Here is a 20,003-nt window from a genome sequence, read left to right as displayed (position 1 = left end):
AGATGACTAAATTCCTCAACAATCTTTAGTCTACTTCAGTAGACTTGAGCTATTAGCTTGGGAATTGATTCCCAAGCGGGTGATGAAGCCAACAGTGAAGCTAAACAAGCTTAAGTTGACACCAATGGCGTCTCGCCCGCCCCACAAGATTGGGTAATTTATTTATTGGAAGTCCCTAAGCGTCCAAGTCAGTAGATCGAAAAGTTTTCCATAACTCTTACCAGCCGTTCATTTGAGTTTAGGAACACAATTTGCTGTAAGGAGTGTTAGAGTCTATTTTTCAAGGAGCGGGCGTTGTTGGTTGGTTAAGAGTGCAGTGCAAGCGTAGGTGCAGCCCGTCGTAGACATCGCGATCATCATCCCGAAAGCGTCGGCTGAAACCCTGATCATTTCGTCAACTTACAAAAATTTTCGATCTACTGATTTTCAGATTTACTTGTTAGGCTGAGGAGTTAGCCGCAAATAGGGTTTGACTTCCTGGTAGCCTTTGGGGAATTTTTCTTTGAGTACTTCTGGATCTTTGAGTGAGGGGACAATTACAACATCGTCTCCATCTTTCCAGTCAGCTGGTGTTGCCACACTGTAATTATCAGTCAATTGCAGAGAATCAATCACCCGCAAAAGTTCATCAAAGTTGCGTCCTGTGCTGGGGGGATATGTGAAACTCAGCCGGAGTTTTTTATTGGGGTCAATCACGAAGACCGATCGCACTGTCACAGCCGCATTCGCATTGGGGTGGATCATGTCGTAAAGGTCAGAAACCTTGCGATCCGCATCCGCCAAAATTGGGTAGTTAAGGGTGGTGCTTTGAGTTTCTTCAATGTCTCCCACCCAGCCTTTGTGGGATTCTACATCATCAACGCTGAGTGCGATCGCTTTGACATTGCGCTTGTCAAATTCTGGTTTGAGCTTGGCAACTGTGCCGAGTTCTGTTGTACAAACAGGTGTAAAATCAGCAGGGTGAGAGAACAGCACAACCCAGCTGTCACCTGCCCATTGGTAAAAATCGATGTCGCCGTGTGTTGAGGCTTGCGTAAAGTTGGGTACTGTGTCACCGAGACGGAGAGCCATGTGAGATTCCCTGTATTTAGAAAAGCATATGTGTTCTACTTTGCCATCATGACATAAAACCCCTATTCCCCAATCGGAGTTTAGCAGTTTGAAACAAAATTTTAGCTTAAAAAGTAGAAGCCTCTCACCTACCCGATAGGGAGGTGATGAGATGAATACGAGTGAGTGACGAATTGACCAACTAGCGAAGTCAGTAATGTTGGTCGATGATAGCAAAGCTTCTTCGGGTACTCCCGCGTCGGAGTGAACATTTTCTTGATTAGTTTTTCTGCCGAATATTTGATATAATACTACCTAATAGGTGTAATTAAATTAAATGCTGAAAAGCAGCCTGTTGAAAAAGTTAAGAATTATTTCTAAAAGTCCCTAGGGCATAGGGCTTTAAAGCTCAGTCAATGTCCTCATAGAGGAGTCCCTGAGAAGCCCACACTCACTCTCATTGGGAGTGTGTGGAGTATGTCACGTTGTCAGCACTCTTGGATAGATGGCAATACAGTAAATATGCGTTACCCAGAACCCTTGTAGAGACGTAGCACTGCTACGTCTCTACATTTTATTGTGCTATTATCTGCGTTGGGTTAATTTGTTCCTGAGAATTTCTTGGTAAGCTTGGATTGTTTGCTTGGCGATCGCATCCCAACTAAAATTTTCCAATGCATATTTTTGGGCGTTTAATCCCCGTCGTTGGCGTTCTTGGGGATTTTCCAAAGCTTCTTGCAGTAACTCTACCAGTGTTTGCACATCTGTTGCACCTACCCAACCCGACTGACTATCGCGTATCTGTTGACAAATATGCACTTGGTCAGAAATGACTACGGGTACACCCGCTACCATCGCTTCAGCTACAGCAATGCCAAAATTTTCGTAGTAGGAAGGCAAGACAAATAAATCAGCAGATTGTAGTAAACTAACCTTAGATTCACCAGTAACAAAGCCAGTAATTGTAGTGTGCGATCGCAGTGGTGAATTTTGAATTTCGGATATTATCTTTTGTTCGTAATCTGGATCTTGGGGATTTGTCCCAGCTAAGACAAAATGAAACTGATAACCAACCGCTAACAGTTTTTCTAGCGCCGGAATCAATAAATTTAACCCTTTTTTCGGGTCGATTCGTGACATAAACAGCACTAAAGGTACATCCTTTGGTATTTTTAGCTGACTACATACATTTTTAATAGGCGATTCAGGAGGAATCACACCCAAGGGAATCACCAAATCTGGTGTAGATACTCCAAATCGTTGTGATATTTTAGCTTCTTGATTGCTGGTAAAATGAATAGCCGCCGCACCAGCTAAATTTTGACGTTCTATAATTGCGACATAAAGCCGTTTTAATTGCTTTTTCTTGCGTAAATCAGCCGGGTCGAGAGTACCTAAAGGACGGAAAATATAAGGTAGTTTTTGCTGACGACACACAATAGCAGCAGCACTACTTATGGGGGAGAATAGAGCATGAATATGTGCTATGTCAAACTTCTGAGCATGACGTTTTAGCCAGTTTAATAAATCGAGGGAAAATTTGTAGCGCCGAAATGGGGCGCAACGAAAGTAAATTATTTCATAGCCATCTTGTTTAATTGGGCAATTTAAAGGAACATCCAGAGGTGTTTGACCATTATCACCATTACTATCAGTTGTGACAATTGTAACTTCCACTCCCTCTTTTCCCAACGCTGGAGCTAATCCTAGTACCATTTGACTGGGGCCTCCGTAAATTAAAGAAATTGAAGGGATAATTTGTAATATTTTCATTTTTTTTGTCATTTGTTCTTTGTTCTTTGTCATTTGTCCAATTGTTAATGACCAATGACTAATGACCAATAACCAAATACGGTTCACAAAAGGGCTGAAACTCTTTTTTTTACGAACCACAGAGGCGCAGAGAACACAGAGAGAAGAGAGAAGGAGGAAATGCTTAACCCAAGTGTATTGACCAATGACTAATGACCAATGACCAATTCTTGATAAAACTCTAATTGTTGTTTAGCCAAAGCTTTATTTGTATATTTAATCATTGCTTTTTGATAACCCATTTTACCGAGAGAGTGAGCAAAATAGGGTTTATCCATTAATTGAACTAAGCAATTAGCAAGGGCTTGGGCATTACCTTCAGGAAATACTAAACCAGCATCGCCAATTACATAGCGAATTTCACCGGAATCAGAACCAATCACAGGTACTTGGCAAGCCATTGCCTCAATTAGCACATGACCAAATTGTTCTTTCCAACCAACAGAAGTTAAGGTTTTAAATTTGTAAGTTGTTTCTGAAGGCAATACCAAAGTACTCATTAAATTTATATAGTTTGCAACTTCGTCATGAGGGACACTTTCAACAAAAATTAACCGTTCTTGAATATTGTTTTCTGCCGCTATTTTGATTAATTCACTTTGTAATTCCCCCCGTCCCAGCAGGAGTAATTTCCAAGCTTTATTTTTCACATTTATTAAGGCTTGTAAAAGTGTTAATAACCCCTTTTCTTGCACAAAACGTCCCACAAAACCTACAACAAAATCTGCTTTTTCAATGCCCAATTTAGCTGCTAAATCTGGTTGGGCTTTGGGAGTAAATAAACTTTCATCTACGCCCAGTTGGGGCATAACTTTAATTGGGCCTTGATATCCTCTTTCTCGCAACACTTCCGCTCCATCTTCATTGCCAGAAATGATGCCGTGGCTGTGGTTGAGGTTATATTTTTCTAATAAAGCAATTGGCAATTTGAGATTATATGGTAGGTTCCACCAAGTAAAAAATACATTTTTTGCTTTGAGTCCTAATAGCTTATTTAAGGCAATCATTTGAGTATAAGCCAATGCTCTAGAGCCTTGTTCTACTTGGATGATTTGGGGACGAAATTGTTTTAATAAAGATATCAAATCAGCCCCAAATGTCAGGAGTCCCTGATGATTTTGACTAAAATTAGAAACTGGAACTATTCTAAATTTGCCTTCATCTTGGTATTCAGTTTCAATAATTCTGTTTTGTACACCACCTGGTTTCCAGCGCTTTGGAACTACAACTGTCACTTCAATGTCAGGTTCTAGTTGAGATAAAGCACGCAACTTTTCACAGTTAAGGTCTACGATATAGGTGTGACTAGCAACTAAGATTTTCATTGTCATTTGTCATTTGTCATTTGTCGTCATTTTTTTTCAATAACTAATATTCCATACCCAATGCCCAATAATTAAACTTTTTGATCCAATCGACTGTAAATTTGACCATCATTCCATATTGATTGGATGACAGTACCCAAGGCTTTGAAAAAACCCAAAGTGTAAAAAATAGCGCGAGTGGCAATTTTAATGGGGGAACCGCTTTTATGGCAAGGTGGGCGTCCCAGGACGTGACAGTCAAATAAACGGGCGTATAGGCGTAAAGCTTGAGTAGCAGTGAGGTTTTTCAGCCCCAGTAAAAAATGGTTGTGGTAAAAGGTGAGTTGGTATTTGAGCGATCGCATACTAATATCATGACAACCCCCTGTTTCTTCGCCTAAATGCACCAAATGAGCCTCTGGGTCGTACCAAATTTTATACCCTGTTTGTCGCACTCGCAAACAAAAATCTGACTCTTCGCGCACTGCACTACCGCGAAACCTCTCATCAAACCTCAGCCCGTACTTGGTAAAAATTTCGCGGCGAAATGACATATTACAACCCCTTGCTGTCAGTACTTGTTGGGGTTTGATGGTATGTACTAAATCAATATGATACCAAGCAATTCCTGGATCCATAGCTTGGGGAGGGAGATATTCAATCTGTAAATCTCCTCCAGAATCAGCCAATTTCATTCTGTCAAATACCCGTCCAGCCACAGCCCCCACCTCTGGGTTGTGCAAATAATTTTTCGCATGGGCTGCTAACAATCCAGAAGTTAACTGAACATCATCATCAATAAATAATATTATTTCACCAGATGACCGTCGAACAGCATAATTCCGCGCTCCTGGCAAACTCGCCCAATCTAAGTGCAACCATTTAATTTTACCTGCCTCCGCCATTTCTTCTAGGTAGGCTTGAATTTCTGGTTGGTGTTTTGCAGTTTGGTCTACAACTAAAACTTCAAAATTTGGATAGTCCTGTTTTAGGACATCCACAATACTATCGCGTAGCGGTTCCTCTCGACCATAGGTCGGGATAACTACAGTCATTAAAGGATAATTATAATTATTCATGATTTTTTAAGTAATTTTACTACTTGTATAATATTTTTACCCTAATCCAGAAAGTTACAATTCACATTCAGTCAATTGTTCATACTCCTGCTGTAGTATAGAGATGATCAAATAATTCATTTTGCTTTTCTGAGTTATGCACAATTTGCGCTTGAGCTAATGCTTTTGTACTTAAAAATTCATAATGTTCTCGTTTATCAGTTCTATCAAGAAATTGAATTATTTGTTGCAATGCTTGCTCTGCTAAATAGTCATAAGCGCTATTGACAATTTCCCAATATTCATTAGTTTTCGTTTTCTCTCCATGCAGCCAATTACTCCAGTGCCGAATTTCATTAATTGGTAATTCTAAAATATAGCCGTTTTCTCCATGACGAATAAACTCTGGTAAGGCGCATACATTTGTCGCAATTGCCGGAGTACCAACGGAAAATCCTTCGATGATACTATACCCATAAGTATCATGTAATGTCGCCATTAACTGAAAATGACTCTGTGATAATAACTCAATAACTTTGTCATTAGGAATATTTTTATGAAAGACAACGTTATTGAGATTAAGTAACTTTAAATCCTCTACATATTTGGTGCGATCAGGAAAATCTGTCGGAACTCCTGAACCATGTTCCAATCCCGAAATTATATGTACAGTAATCGGTAAACCTAATTTTTCAGCTTTCTTGGCGAGTCTTAAAGCAACAACTCCACCTTTGCGGGCAATGTGGTTGCCGATAAATATAAGCTGAAGATTTTCTTGTTGTTGATAAATTTTAGATTGATTAACTCTCACTGGAAAATTTGGATGAATTACATCTATTTTTTTACTTACTTGTTCTTCTATTTTCCAACCTTCTATCCGCTCAACTAATCTCAACTTGGCGTAATCAGAGATAGCAATAAGTTTTTGGCAATTCTCTTGTGCTAAACGATTATTCAATAATTCATAAATTGCAGCTTCACCTGGGTTTTGAGGATTTCTATATAAAACACGATGATCTTCAAAGGTGAGAAACCAAGGTTTATTGGTATATAAAATTCTGTTGAAAGAATGAATAACTTCGTATCTTCCCCATACAGGTTGCCAAGCAATAAAACTCCCAAAAGGATACCAAATTTTTTCTATAGGATATCTGCCTGCGGGAAAAGGCTTGGGGCGGATGAGTGTATGGCGAGAATTTCGAGGTAGGTTTGGAATGCTGAGGTGTTTTTGACCTCCGATGATAACTTTTACCATTTTTATTTGATTTAAATTGTTTTCAGAGATTTCTTCTGTTTTTTTTGCTCAGGATTGGCATCTTCGTTATCTTGTCTCTCCAGTTCTGGCAATTTAAAAAGAACTCCCGCATAAAACCAATAGTAGACAGCAACTGGATCAACATCTAGAGGATAGTAGTAGGTGTTATAGCTAATAAACAATATAAACACCCACAAAGCTGCTCCGTAACTGCGGAAATTACGGTTCTTTATGGATCGATAGGTTTTAAAGCTAATAATTGTTAAACTTGTTACCAAACCCAGAAACCCCAGCACCCCAAAAATTCCAACTTCATAAAGTACTTTCGGGTAGTAGGTTTCCACAAGCTTAGTTTTACCCATTGCACGGGCAGAGTTAGTTGCTCGACCTAAGCCACTTCCCAGAGGCCCGTCTACGTTTTTCCAATTTTCTTCAAATTGCTGGATGATAAAGTCTTGAGGTGGTGAAGCTTCCCATCGACCTGTAAAACTCTCGGTTCTCTGTTGTACGACATCAGGGTTAGTCACCATCGCAATTCCTAGAATCAAGGCAAGTCCCACACCTATGGGGATAAACCGTTTGAGGTTGGCAATTTGACCAGTAAGCAATAATAAAATAACGAAGCAGGTTGGTACTAAAGCTAAGGCGATTCTTTGTCCAGAAATTACAGCATTGATCACGACTGCGACTAAAGAACCTAAACCAACCAACCGCCACTTTATAGAAGGGTCAGTGAAGCCGGTGGCAAAGGTAAAAAAGGTGCTGGCAATTAAGAACCATGCCCACTGCCAAGGAGCTACAAATGTCCCTGGTAAGCGAATAATGCCTTCTTCGGGGCTATATACTAGCGCTCCACCAAAATAACACCTGGCTTCGAGTGTCGCTCTAAATAAGGCATCTCCTTCAAGACCTCTAGTGCCTTGACATACACCAGTTAGTAGTAAGAGGTATTGAATAAAACCCAGGACACAACAAATTAATGTGAGGACAATCTGGAGGCGCGATAAAAATAGAAAATCCCGCTTATCGCGAATTAGATAATAGGCACAAGCAATCAGGGGGACATAGCCTAAAAATACTTTCAGTCCCAGAATTCCCATGCCTACAGGTATTTCTGGGGGTGCTTTTTCCAAGAGTCCGAGACTAGGCGGGTTAAACTGCTGACCACCATTGATAAATAAGAGCGTTAGCAGACTGCAACCTAAAACAATATAAAATGGGATTTTAATGCCTTGGGGAATAATTAGGGGTAGCCCCTGTTTACGGCAAGTCTGCCAAAGTCCAATTAGCGCTGGAATGTAAAAAGCATCTTTAGCCAATTGGAGTATGGGACTATTGCCTAAATAATAAGTGATAGTACCGCCAACTGGGACGTAAATGATGAAGGCATATAGCGCTTGGCGTGGGTATTTATAGGAAAGAGACATGATCAGTATCCCTAAGACACCAGGAACTGCCGCTTTAATTCCAGCTACGAAAAAAAGTATCATGCCAAAGAAGACACCGACAAAGGTAGCGGTGCTGAGTAAGCTAGTGAATTCTTTAAGTGCTTGAGCTGCTTTGCGCTTTTGGGCTAACTGTTCTTTGAGGCTAAGAGTAGGAGTTTCTTTTTCAGCCTGTTTTTTTGATTTTTGAGATTTTGACTTAGATTTCGGCATAGTGGCGCTGTAGCCTATTAGCCTTAAAAAACATCTATAGCTTACATACAAATGGATTGTAATGGCTATAGCGTGTACAAACCGAATTCATCCTGAAGTGATTGAGTTAAGGATTTTCGATCAAAAATGCTGAAGTTTAACTTCATTGAACCGTAAAAAAGATTTTCTCCTGTTTCTACAATGTAAACTGCGCCAAGAAATGGTAATGGTTCAATAGGTTTAGCTTTGTTTTCTAGCACGCCTCTGACTTTTCCGTGGTCTATATAGTATTTGTAGTATCCATAGCCCCGATTATATTCTGCATTTTCTGGTAAAAAATTTAAGTCATATCGGATAATATTAGATGTGCCGCACATGGAATAAAAATTTTTTCTTTTAATATATATATATTTACTACCTTCTTGATATTTATAACCTTTATTGATAAACCATCCATTAGAGTTAGGATGTTGCTTAATAAATGCAGCTAAGTTTTTACTGATGCAATCATCTGCATCAACTGTCATAGTATGAGTTGGAGAAAATTGACGAGCATACATTAATCCCTTTAATATTTTGCGCCCTTTATCTGTGTCTCCTCTAGCTATAGGGTTAGTCTCGTTGGGAGGAGGAAAGTCAACTGTAAGATAAGTAATCTGGGGATGATGAAATTCTATTTTTGGCTGTTCATGGCAAACGACAATAGCTTGAAAATTAGGAGAGGTTTGATTGCAAATTGATTTGATGCATCTTTCAAATAATTGGATGACACGCTCCCAGGAATTGGAAACTTGCGGACTTTTAAGTGGGATAACAAAAACAAGCATTTTATTACCTTATAGAAGACCTGACTTTTCACGGCATCTGGAAAACCTCTCTTCTATTTCTCTCTCCTAAAAGGAGAGAGACTTTGAATTTCTGTTATAAAACAATACAGTTCAGTTAAGGCTAAAACTCTTTGCCAAAGTCAATTTTTTAACGAACCGCAATCGCGTAGCGTCTCCCCCTGGGAGAAGGACGCAAAGGACGCAAAGAAAGAGAAGAAAGAGAACAAAGAAATGCTTAACTGAACTGTATTGTGTTATAAAAGAGACTATTTATATACTAGGACTTACGCAAAAACCCTCTCAAACTCTCATTTCTCCCTGAACTCTGTGTCCTCTGTGGTTCGTTTGACCTTACCTGTGCGTAAGTCCTATATACTTAAAAGTGCAAATACTAAATTTTCCGCAGATGACCAAGGTTGGTTAATTTGCAGAAGCTACAAGAGGACTTTTTAAACATTCTCTAAGAGCAAGCTCCTCGCTTGCTCTGATGTCGCTCATGTGATTAGGAAAGGCTATATGTGTTGCTGGACTTGCGAAACTAATTCATTTGTCCAGTGGTTGGCAAGGTCGCCATTGGCAGCTTCTACCATCACCCTGATGACTGGTTCTGTGCCGGAAGCGCGAACCAAAATTCTGCCGGAATCACCCATTGCAGCTTCAGCAAGAGCGATCGCTTGTTGCAGAGGTTGACAATCTTGCCATCCTAAACGGCGATCGCGATCGATTACTCGCACGTTCCGCAATAATTGCGGATAGGTCTGGAAGCTTTGATCTACTAATTCGCGAAGAGAAACACCCGCCTCTTTCACCAAAGCTGCTATATGTAATGCTGTTAACAAGCCATCTCCAGTCACAGCATAATGACGGCAAAGAATATGACCTGACTGTTCGCCGCCTAGCATTCCCCCAGTCCGCAACATTTCGGCTTGCACATATTGGTCGCCGACTGCGGTACGAATTAACTTACCACCTTGTTGTTGCCAAGCTTTCTCAAAGCCTAAGTTGGCCATGACTGTAGATACAATCAGGTTGTCTGGCAATTGTTGGTTTTGTTGTAAGTGTCGTCCCCACAGGTAGAGAATGTAATCGCCGTTAACTTGCCTTCCTGTATTGTCTACTGCTAAGACGCGATCGGCATCGCCATCAAAGGCAAAGCCGATGTCGGCGTTGTGTTCTTGTACTGTCGCTGCCAGAATATCTAAATGAGTGGAACCGCAGTTAACATTAATGCGATCGCCATCTGCTTCATTATGCAAGCAGATTACTTCTGCCCCCATTTGGGTAAATAGTGATGGTGCTAACCCAACTGCTGCTCCCCATGCCAAGTCTAAAACAATCTTCATTCCCTGAAGATTTAGAGCAGTGTTTAACGGTTTTTTCAACGCCTCACTATAATGCCCCACTAACTCCAAACGTGAGTAATGCCGTCCGCAATTACTGACTTTAGTAATAGGTGATATCTTGCCACGTAGTCCGGCTTCTATTTCTGCCTGCAATATTTGCGGTAACTTCCCACCATTGCCACCAAAAACCTTAATTCCATTGTCTTCTGGGGGATTGTGGCTGGCAGAAATCATCACTCCGCCGATGGCATCACTGATGCTGGTGAGATAGGCAATGCCAGGAGTGGGGCATAATCCCAAATACCAAACCTCTAATCCTGCTGCTGTTAACCCTGCACTCAAAGCCATTGCCAGCATATCGCTCGAGTTTCTGGAGTCCTGTCCGAGAATGACTGGCCCGACTTGAGTAGCATGGTTACGTAAAACAATCCCCGTCCAAAAACCAACTTGTAATGCTAGGGGCGCACTCAGTAATTCTCCCACTCGTCCGCGAATCCCATCTGTGCCAAATAAGGGATTTGCTGGTAGCGGGATTAAATTCAGCCCAAAACTGCTCTCAATCTCTTTGCCCAATCCCTCTGTTTCCGAAGCAGAACCCCCCGATATGCCCAGTGCCAGAGTTATAGATGAAACCATACGTTTAAACACTCCATACAATCACACTGAAAAATAGCACTTAAGACTTTATTCAGCAATTTAGTCATGCTTTTTCTTTTTAAAAATTCATTCTAGATTAAGATGATCTTAAGTAATAATACTGAAATATTCCCTCTGTTTTTGTAAATCTTTGATGAAATCACTATTCCTTTTTACGTTATCAGTAAAGTCTCCACATTTTGCCTATTTCAAACTCAGAGACTTTACTCTGTGCGATCATCTTATCCTGTTGCGCTTACTTGTCCATGTTCTCAACAGCAGCAAGCCGGACAGCTTCTACCTCAACATTCAGTTGTTGAGCAATCTGTTCTATACTCATTCCTGTTTTTAGTAACAGTGGCACAGCTGCTTTCAATATTTCTTCTCGTCCCTCAGCTTTCGCTTCCCGATAAACCCTTGTTTGCTCTAAAGTCAGTCCCAACACGGCTTCCACTTCCTCTCTACTCAAAAACGAAAACTTGTAAACAGCGATCGTGGTCACAATATTAAAATTATAGACAGTGGAGAACGCAAGGAGTGGTTGCCTTATCACGAGGAAAAGTCAGATTTAGGAAGATATTTTCAAAAGTTTTCTTCTCCAAAAATTACAGCTAACATTGCATATCGTATTGGGAAAAAAATGTCTTAAATTAGAGGCGGTTCTTATTTTTTGCTTAATCGCTCACTGTGTACGAGCTAATAATCGTTAATTTAGGTATTTGTATGTGATCAAAGACTACTTTGTCCACACAACAAATTTGATTTATCAATGCTTTCAGCCCTTAAAAAGCCCCGACATAATACCGAGGGCTTTTTCCATTAGCTTTCGAGCGTCTGCTACAAGGGGCTTGTTATGCCGCAGCAAGTACTACTTCACACACTGCGTTTAGCCAAAACCCAAAACCACGTTTCTTAAATCGCCATTACTTCTAAACTTCTCACACAACCTCCATAATTGTAGGCAAATTGTATGATTCAACTGGATAGTTGGTGATGAACAGTTCCTTGCCTTTGTCAGCATAAGGTTGTTTGTAGTTGTTCATCCCGTATTGCAACTCCCATTCATAAATGTAGGCAAAAGAAAAGTGATGCCGCACTTGTTCACAGTTATCGTAAGTGATCAACCATTTGTGTGAACACTCCGACATCAGTTTGGCAAAGCGAGAATGGTCAAAACAGGTGTGCAAATCACCTTTCTTGCCATAAAGCTTAGATTTAGTCTTGCTGAGATAAGGTGGATCTAGAAAGATAAATACATCTTCTCCCGGTTCGGTAAGTAGGGTGCTGTAGTCGAAGTTACTCACACGGCTATTAACAAAGCAACCATTCAAAGCCGCTAGTCGCTCAATCGAAGAGTCTGTAAACCGACCTTTGAAGGAAGCACTACTATAACCGCCACTCTCAATGGTTCCTGAAAAGCTGATCCGGTTAAGAACAAAGAACCGCACACCCCGCTCTAGTGGACTCATGGTACTAGTATCTGCGGCTGCGAGAGATTTAAACAAGGCACGTCCATCTGTTGTCTGATTTTTTACTTTCCAGACTGACTCAACTAGCTCTGGTAGATTGGTTTTGACTTGATACCAGAAGTAGTACAGTTCAAGGTTTAGATCATTGACCCAGCAAGGCATACTGGGGTACTTCTGTAAAACATGAAAAAATACAGAACCACCGCCGACAAAAGGTTCACGGAATTCCTTAAATGTAGGAGGTAGATAGTGAGCAATCTGAGGAATTGCCTTTTGCTTACCGCCGGGATAACGTAATGGACTTTTAAACATAAGGAATTATCGTAGCAGTAAGCGGATTTTTTATACCAATTCTCTATAAACTTGCACTTAATGATTATCCCTTTCTTTCTTGGCGTTCTTCTCTAACGAGACGCACTCGCGTTTGCGGTTCGTCATTAAAAAATTTAGTGCATCTTCATGAAGAATTGGTATTAGTGCCTTAGTATCAAATTTTAAACAGCGCGATCGCATTCATGCAGTACCAATGTACTACATACTGTGGCATACTCAAAGGGAATTGATCAAATTAGTAACAGTAATCAGCAGTCTTATTGCTGTGTAAAAAACTACCAAATCATCGCAGCTTAAAAATTTTTAATATAAATTCTCATCAAATAGTTTTAAGGTAGCGTTTTAATGGCTTTTTTAGCCGTTAGTGAATTAAAACTCCGGCAGTTAACTTTTTAAAGTTGAGAAATTTAGCATGAGCAGCAATTTAGCAACCAAATTACGTGTAGGCACTAAAAAAGCCCACACAATGGCAGAAAATGTAGGTTTTGTCAAGTGTTTTTTAAAAGGAGTAGTCGAGAAAAACTCTTACCGGAAACTAGTTGCTAACTTCTACTTCGTCTACTCAGCGATGGAAGAAGAAATGGAAAAGCATAGCCAGCACCCAATAGTTTCTAAAATTAACTTTCCCCAGTTAAACCGCAAGTATACCTTAGAGCAAGACCTGAGTTATTACTTTGGTCTCAATTGGAGAGAGCAAATCAAACTATCTCCCGCAGGTGAAGCTTATGTAAAGCGCATTCGGGAAATATCTCAAACAGAACCAGAACTCTTAATCGCCCATTCCTATACCCGTTACCTGGGTGACTTATCCGGGGGACAAATTCTCAAAAACATTGCTGTAACAGCGATGAATTTGTCTGATGGGCAAGGAACAGCCTTTTATGAGTTTCCAGAGATTCCTGATGAGAAGGGATTCAAAGCCAAGTATCGTCAAATTTTGGATGAATTACCCCTTGATGATGCTACAACCGATCGCATAGTTGATGAAGCTAACGCCGCCTTTGGCACGAACATGAAGATGTTCCAGGAATTGGAAGGCAATTTGATCAAGGCGATCGGTGTCATGTTGTACAACAGCCTTACACGGCGTCGTACACGCGGTAGTACTGAACTCGTCACTGCTGAGTAACTGTATTGAGATTGCGGAGTATGGTGTGTGGAGTCATAAATCCAGACAGCCTGATGAAGGATAATTCATAGCTGTTTCGGAGGAAAGAGCTAAAAACGCTCAAAATATTTAGGGGTAATAGCCTTGTGACTGCTTTTTATTGGTGAAAGCAAGCATGGGGAGATTGCCCCTCAATTATTTTTAAAATTGGTATAGTTCCAAATCTCATAGTCAAATATAGTCAGACGTTTGAAATTTAGGTTTAAGCTACCCCAAATTCAGGATGGACATCCTTGGATATTGGGATTAGTGGCCTTGGATGTACTACCAGACATCCCCTATCCCTTGACGGGATTACTTTTTTTATTGATTAAGGTCTTCTTAATCAGTCTGAGGTAGCTTCTTACTGCTCTCAGTAGAGATTATAGCCATTTATTGGCTATATCTGAATAGATTTTGTTTAAAGTTTTCTAATACTCCATCGACCCTGGCTTTGGGATTGGGAGATTGGGGCGATCGCCCTTAGTACAACATTTCATAAATTCGTAGCGAATTCTCTTTGCGTTCCTACCCTACGGGAAGGCGAAGCGCCTATGCGCTTCCCTTTGCGCCCCTACCCTGCGGGAAGGCGTTCGCGTAGCGTCTCGTAGAGAAGCGCCTATGCGTTTAAATTTCAACCCTCAATTCGCCACGATTTTATGCTGCATCTGTACTTAGAGTAAATGGCTGAAAAGTAACTTATGAAGTACGTACGAATTTACCTCAAGGTCGAAAAGCTCGTGTGTTGTTTTGCATTTATGACGGAAAAACGAAAAAATAATAATAACTGAAAATCCTTCACTTGACAAAAATATGACTATTTCCCAATTATTTAACGTTGCCAATCTTTTTGTATTGCCATTTTGGGCGTTGATGATTTTATTGCCAAATTGGAAAGTGACACGGCAGATTATGTCATCATACTTACCTTTTATGCTGTTGGCTGGGGCGTATTTGTATTTGTTTATCAACAGCATTACGCCAGAAAATGCCCAAGCTTTATCCAATCCCCAACTAGCTGATATTGCGCGATTTTTTGCAGATGAAACAGCTGCTGCAACGGGTTGGATTCATTTTTTAGTGATGGATTTATTCGTCGGTCGCTGGATTTATTGGGAAGGGCAAAAAACGGGTATTTGGACAATTCATTCTCTGGCTTTGTCTTTGTTTGCTGGGCCTTTAGGGTTACTGTCTCACATCTTGACTGACTGGATTGCTAAGACATTTTTCCCGAAGTTTCAGCAGAATGAAACGGCGACGGTAGCAGAACAAGAAGTATCATCAACTGGCACATAATATAGTGGTTCTCAATTGCATGGAATCACAGACCACTCATCAGGGCACAGCATTGCTCATTGAGATCTTAAAAACGGGATAAATAGGACGAAAAGCCCCCCTTAAAAAAGGGGGGATCTCCGAGAACCAAACATACTAACCGAAGCGTATTGCCCTTACTCCCATTAATTACCTAATTTGAAAATCATTAAGCGTTATCGTGTCTATAGTCGGCATCTAACCAACAGCGTGGTAAAACTTCACCTGAAGGAAAAACAAGATTTTCTTTTTTAAAAGTATCAGCTTGTTGTTCTTCTTGACCTTCTTGGTCTTTTGCATGAACAACATCACTATTAGGGTCAAGTAATTCCTGAATTTCAACGATTTTTACCAATTCACCACTATCTTTGACTTGTAAAAGCATAGAAATTGCCTCAATAAGTTTCCATGAAAATTCAGAGCGAGTCTTAATATAAACTCGGTCACATCTAAACTGATTTAGATCGTCGATATTCCTTAATTTTTAAAGGAAAATTTTACCAAATATGGACACATATAGCGCTTCTCGAATGAAAGCAATACACTTTGACCTCTCTCCAAACCTCTCTCCTAAAAGGAGAGAGGCTTTGAGGCTTACTCCCCTTCCCTCCAAGGGTTGGGGGTGGGGGTTAGGTCTGTATTTCACACAATTGAGAACCGCTATAAATTAGACGAGATTCATCTATGTCTATCTGTATTTGTATTTTTAGAAAATTGACATAGTAAACACATTCCCAATTCAGCATCTTGAGTGAGGGAATGCTAACCGATAAAATTGTCTAATTCAAATAATCTTAGTTTTAGCGATTAGATTTCGCGTTGATATTTTTCCAGAATATCTACTAAGGTGACTTGGCATTGCAGTGGTAGTAAATCGATTAAAGGAACTTCACGTCTACCGCCGCCAATTTTTATTGGAATCGATGCCAAGACTTGTAAAACTCGGTCTTCATTTACAGCGTTGGAAGTAATTAAGGGATACAGTTGTTCGGCAACAAGAGTATGGAGTTTGGCATTAGATAAATAAAGATGCCATTTGGCAACGTCTATGTAGACGTTTTCGCCAATTTCGGCTGCTAGGGCTTCCAGTAGTTCTGTGGTGTTAGTCTTAGCCATAAAAATAACCCTACATTCAGAAAGAGTGCGAAATCTCAGGCTTTTTTACATTATCACTTAATTAACAGGCTGATTCCACTACCACAGGTTACAATCGCCCCAGCATCAGGAGTCAGTCTTCAGGTGGATTTGGGTGGAGTTTCGGTGTAGTTGGCGATCGCAGCAATATAAATTAGATGCACCAACACTAATATTGTCCAACTTGCAGTGAACCAGGGCAGCCACTCCCAGGTAGTGCCTTTTAAGATGTGGAAAAACCACAACCCAGAGTTAATAGTAGCAGCGATCGCCACATGGACGGCAAAATTCATCCGGTCATCGATCTTGCGGTAATCAGGGTCTTTGCGATCGGGTTTGCGAGGCCAACGAGGAGGCATAAATATTTGTTACAGATTTCAATACACCCTATTCATTCTAAGGTTTTTGTGGCAGCCGTTACTATTAGACTGCGAGAACTAAGTACAGATGCAGCGTAAAATCGTGGCGAATTGAGGGTTGAAATTTAAACGCATAGGCGCTTCGCCTTCCCGCAGGGTAGGGGCGCAAAGGGAAGCGCAAAGGTTCGCAGAGAATTCGCTACGAATTAATGAAACGCTGTACTAAGTAAGTTAGCGCGAAAAAATTGAGGTAGCAACTTTAAACCTTTGGGGGCGTTATAAGTGAATTGATGCACCACTATGTGCAAGAATGATAAACAGCATTGGCTGAGAGGAAAACTGCAAAGAAGTTGGCGAATCTACCTATTTTGTCGAATAGTTGGGGTAGGTTGGTAAGTTGAGTTGGATCTCAGTTGACTAATCATGAAGAATGTACCCAGAGTTAAGGCTATAGATAGGACTGCGATCGCTAAAGAGTTAGTCTTCCAAAAGCTTAGTTTCCCTTGTGTATAAGCGGTGTTGGCTATATTCACTTCCCGCCTAGCTTCTTCTAAAATTGATTGGAGAGCATTTATTTGTTGATCTTCTAGTTCTGCATATCTATCTTGTCTAAAAGCATTTTCTAGAATTTTTATCTTTTCCTCAGAAGATAATTGAGAAAGTTCTCTGGTGACAATTTCATAGGGATTAGTTTGCTTTACAGGTTGTGACGATGGAATTTGAGAGTTTGGTTGAAAATTTTGTTGATAAAATTTCTCCAGTTTTTCATGTTTGACAGGTTGTGAGGATTGATTTGGCTGAATTGGTGGTTGAATCGGAGTATCTTGTCGAATTTCTTTTTTGGTAAAACTGTAGACGTTGTTTTGCGTTCCAGGTTTTGATGATTGGTTTTGAGGTGTTTGTGGTTGAGTTGGGATACGCTGATTGTTACCTATTTCATTTGTCTTCAATGACCATTTATACTCACTATCTTGGACAACCATATTCTTTAATGAAGAATATAAGTAATGGTTGACTTCTCGTCTTTCAACTCCCAGCATATTAGCAATTTTTACTGCCTTTATGGGAGTTCCACGTTTTAATATTTCAACAATTTTAGATTCCAGACTATCCATATTAGCCACCAATTTTAACTTTATAGAATAAAGTCAGACAGTACCCTCTGCAAAACTGTCGATAATCTTTAGCATTGTTTTGTCACCTAAGCCTTTGATACGATTAACGGCATCGCTAAAGGATAAATATTTACCATTTGCTTCTCGTTCACTGAATATTTTTTCGATTATTTGAGATTTGACATTAATCCGGCTCAATTTATGAGTCAGTTTAGTTAGATTCCAAGTATTAAGTGCTTCTAATGGTTCAATTGGTTTTGGAAGTCTATTTTCCAGTTCCTTTGGAAGTCTATTTTCCAGTTCCTTTAGTTGGTTATAAATATTTTCAATTTGACCATTCAACTTCTCTTCCAATCCATTAGTGCGTTTTTCAGAACGTGATTCTTGGTCTTTCATGCGAGATTCTATCTTGATGAAACGGGGTTCAATACCATCTGAACTAACAGATACATTGTTGGCAATAGGATCTTTTGATTTTCTAAAAAATTTAACTTGCTTAGTTAAAGTTTCCTCATTTTCCGACTCAATTATAAATACTCCAATCATCTCTCCTTTACGAATATCTATTTCTCTAGCTCTAGCCGCAGCATAATACTCAAAGTCTCCATCTACTACTTCAAAAGATTGCAAACTTGTTCTGCGGACTACAATAGGGTTAATAACCCCTTCAGATTCTAAAATTAACTGAGCAGCTTGTTCTATATCATCATCTGCAAAATTTGAACGAGGCTTGCTGGGGGTAATTTTTTTGACAGCAACAAGTGATGTGGACAATTTCATTAAGTTAGCCCTATTTTTTGTAAAACTTCTATTGCTAGTAACTCAAATTCTTGTGCAGCAATTGAATCTGGCTTAAAATCAAGTACAGAAACGGGATCAGCTATCTCGATATCTCCTATCATCAGAGATTTTTCAGCACATTTTGCTAGATCCTCTCTATCGTAAATTACTGTATCCATGACTTGAAGATCATACCGTTTTGGAATTGCTTCTAATCTTTTAGGTAAAGTATGTCTCACAAATTGATTATTAGTAGATATCTTACAAGCAAGGATACCTAAAGTTTCAATAGGAGGTTTTCTTATTTGTCTTCTAAATGTATTGATACCTTTGATAAACTCTTTAACATTTGTTAATCCTTGGTTTGCAAAAGGTTTTAGATCAGACGGAATAATAAGATAGTCGGAGGTAATCAAAGCAATTCTCGCATACAGATTAAGTGATGGTGGAGTATCTATAAGGACAACATCATATTTATCTTTTACAAATTCTAACTTATCAATAAGTACCAGTCTACTACCCTCAAAAGCATTTAAATCAATTTCATTTCTCATCAAATCGATGTGCGCAGGAACAACATCAATTTCAGGATTACAGAAATTAGATTTTCTGGCTACTTCCGAAATAGGATAAAGTTCTTCAGATTGCAATATTTGAAGAAGGTTAGAATCCTTGATATCATCAAATTCTTCATCATCAAATTTGACTAAGCCTGTGGCAAAGGTAGTGTTAGCTTGACTATCAAAATCAATTACTAAAACTCTTTTACCCTTTTTTCGGATAGCAGCAGCCAGATTAACTACTGTAGTTGTCTTACCAACGCCGCCTTTGTTGTGATAGATTGCGATTATCTTCATTGAATTTTCTTTCTGAGTTTCTATAATTGAATTATTTCCATTTACTGGAATTTCCAAATTATTCTTAAACTGCCTACTTTTGAAACTATCCCTAGCAATTAAACCTTTAATTTCCTCTATTCTTGCTTCAACTTCCTTGCCAGAACATTGAAATACTAGCTGAATATCATATTGCAATTTTTGATAAATTCTGATTTCTTTGCCATTAGTCAGCAATCCATATTTGATATGCAAACTGGTTAAATAATGCCTGAGTCGGATAACATGATTATTTAAGTTTTGTTTGGGATGCTTTGCCTCCATGACGACACTCAACGGCGAATTGGCATCTAAAACAAAGGGAATCACTTGTGCGGCAAATGCTAAGAAATCTAAGCGGATACTACCAACGGCAACTTCTTGATGCCAGGTGTCAGGAGTATAACCTAGCTGCGGTAGCAAATATTGCACTATGAGTTTGCTTTCAACTTCGCTTTCGTTACGGCACAGCTCAGGATTAAAAGGCAATATTTTTTTACCTCTAAATAATTCTTGGATTTGAAACAAAACCTGATATTTGCTAGATTATGGCAT

The 20,003-nt window shown here is 39.7% G+C and carries 17 protein-coding genes and 1 pseudogene; 2 read left to right on the top strand and 16 right to left on the bottom strand.

The features are described 5' to 3' along the window. Positions 1 to 432: 432 nt before the first annotated feature. The 10 genes and pseudogenes from LC605_RS10665 to LC605_RS10620 all read right to left on the bottom strand — a co-directional run bounded on the left by LC605_RS10665 (position 433) and on the right by LC605_RS10620 (position 12,703). Positions 433 to 1,071, bottom strand: coding sequence for a peroxiredoxin (locus LC605_RS10665; protein WP_229547519.1), 639 nt, complete (start codon positions 1,069 to 1,071; stop codon positions 433 to 435). 564 nt (positions 1,072 to 1,635) lie between these two features. Next, entirely contained in the window at positions 1,636 to 2,823 is a 1,188-nt protein-coding gene (gene hpsP / locus LC605_RS10660) for a hormogonium polysaccharide biosynthesis glycosyltransferase HpsP (RefSeq protein WP_229547522.1), read from the bottom strand. 188 nt (positions 2,824 to 3,011) lie between these two features. Further along, positions 3,012 to 4,187, bottom strand: coding sequence for a hormogonium polysaccharide biosynthesis glycosyltransferase HpsO (hpsO, locus tag LC605_RS10655; RefSeq protein ID WP_229547521.1), 1,176 nt, complete (start codon positions 4,185 to 4,187; stop codon positions 3,012 to 3,014). Positions 4,188 to 4,258: 71 nt separating this feature from the next. Next, the gene (gene hpsN / locus LC605_RS10650) at positions 4,259 to 5,245 is read right to left on the bottom strand and encodes a hormogonium polysaccharide biosynthesis glycosyltransferase HpsN (RefSeq protein WP_229547518.1); all 987 of its coding nucleotides are present in this window, start codon (positions 5,243 to 5,245) and stop codon (positions 4,259 to 4,261) included. A 79-nt stretch (positions 5,246 to 5,324) separates the two neighbouring features. Next, entirely contained in the window at positions 5,325 to 6,479 is a 1,155-nt protein-coding gene (locus LC605_RS10645) for a glycosyltransferase family 4 protein (RefSeq protein ID WP_229547517.1), read from the bottom strand. Between the two features lie 11 nt (positions 6,480 to 6,490). Beyond that, positions 6,491 to 8,137: a hormogonium polysaccharide biosynthesis protein HpsL gene (gene hpsL / locus LC605_RS10640; protein WP_229547516.1), complete on the bottom strand. Its 1,647-nt coding sequence runs from the start codon at positions 8,135 to 8,137 to the stop codon at positions 6,491 to 6,493. 65 nt (positions 8,138 to 8,202) lie between these two features. Beyond that, positions 8,203 to 8,943: a glycosyltransferase family 2 protein gene (locus LC605_RS10635; protein ID WP_229547515.1), complete on the bottom strand. Its 741-nt coding sequence runs from the start codon at positions 8,941 to 8,943 to the stop codon at positions 8,203 to 8,205. Positions 8,944 to 9,455: 512 nt separating this feature from the next. After that, a complete protein-coding gene (gene glmM / locus LC605_RS10630) occupies positions 9,456 to 10,922 on the bottom strand; it encodes a phosphoglucosamine mutase (RefSeq protein WP_229547514.1) in 1,467 nt (488 codons plus the stop codon). 256 nt (positions 10,923 to 11,178) lie between these two features. Continuing rightward, positions 11,179 to 11,430, bottom strand: a pseudogene (locus LC605_RS10625) (hypothetical protein); the annotation flags it as partial. A gap of 430 nt (positions 11,431 to 11,860) precedes the next feature. After that, positions 11,861 to 12,703, bottom strand: a complete 843-nt coding sequence (locus LC605_RS10620) for a DNA adenine methylase (protein WP_229547513.1) — start codon at positions 12,701 to 12,703, stop codon at positions 11,861 to 11,863. 433 nt (positions 12,704 to 13,136) lie between these two features. Between LC605_RS10620 and LC605_RS10615 the strand changes: the two genes are divergently transcribed. Together LC605_RS10615 and LC605_RS10610 are read left to right on the top strand one after the other, a co-directional pair. Then, complete coding sequence (locus tag LC605_RS10615) at positions 13,137 to 13,853, top strand: heme oxygenase (biliverdin-producing) (RefSeq protein WP_229547512.1); 717 nt, start codon at positions 13,137 to 13,139, stop codon at positions 13,851 to 13,853. Positions 13,854 to 14,684: 831 nt separating this feature from the next. Further along, a complete protein-coding gene (locus LC605_RS10610) occupies positions 14,685 to 15,167 on the top strand; it encodes an ABA4-like family protein (protein WP_229547511.1) in 483 nt (160 codons plus the stop codon). A 187-nt stretch (positions 15,168 to 15,354) separates the two neighbouring features. On the opposite strand, the gene LC605_RS10605 is transcribed toward LC605_RS10610, so the two are convergent. The 6 genes from LC605_RS10605 to LC605_RS10580 form a co-directional block, all read right to left on the bottom strand. Next, on the bottom strand, positions 15,355 to 15,570 hold the full coding sequence (locus tag LC605_RS10605; RefSeq protein WP_229547510.1) for an acetyltransferase: 216 nt from the start codon (positions 15,568 to 15,570) through the stop codon (positions 15,355 to 15,357). Between the two features lie 422 nt (positions 15,571 to 15,992). Then, entirely contained in the window at positions 15,993 to 16,301 is a 309-nt protein-coding gene (locus LC605_RS10600; protein ID WP_229547509.1) for a DUF3181 family protein, read from the bottom strand. Positions 16,302 to 16,420: 119 nt separating this feature from the next. Further along, positions 16,421 to 16,678, bottom strand: coding sequence for a hypothetical protein (locus LC605_RS10595; protein WP_229547508.1), 258 nt, complete (start codon positions 16,676 to 16,678; stop codon positions 16,421 to 16,423). 359 nt (positions 16,679 to 17,037) lie between these two features. After that, complete coding sequence (locus LC605_RS10590; protein WP_229547507.1) at positions 17,038 to 17,793, bottom strand: hypothetical protein; 756 nt, start codon at positions 17,791 to 17,793, stop codon at positions 17,038 to 17,040. Between the two features lie 33 nt (positions 17,794 to 17,826). Next, complete coding sequence (locus tag LC605_RS10585; protein ID WP_229547506.1) at positions 17,827 to 18,573, bottom strand: ParB N-terminal domain-containing protein; 747 nt, start codon at positions 18,571 to 18,573, stop codon at positions 17,827 to 17,829. Next, positions 18,573 to 19,937 (bottom strand): AAA family ATPase, encoded by a 1,365-nt coding sequence (locus LC605_RS10580; RefSeq protein ID WP_229547520.1) that lies wholly within the window; start codon positions 19,935 to 19,937, stop codon positions 18,573 to 18,575. The genes LC605_RS10585 and LC605_RS10580 overlap by 1 nt, the downstream gene beginning before the upstream one ends. Between the last annotated feature and the right edge of the window lie 66 nt (positions 19,938 to 20,003).

Source organism: Nostoc sp. CHAB 5836, assembly GCF_020829445.1.
In the GTDB taxonomy this organism is placed as follows: Bacteria; Cyanobacteriota; Cyanobacteriia; order Cyanobacteriales; family Nostocaceae; genus Nostoc.
The sequence above is the reverse complement of the archived record's forward strand: the minus strand, read 5'-3'. Positions and strand labels throughout refer to the sequence as shown.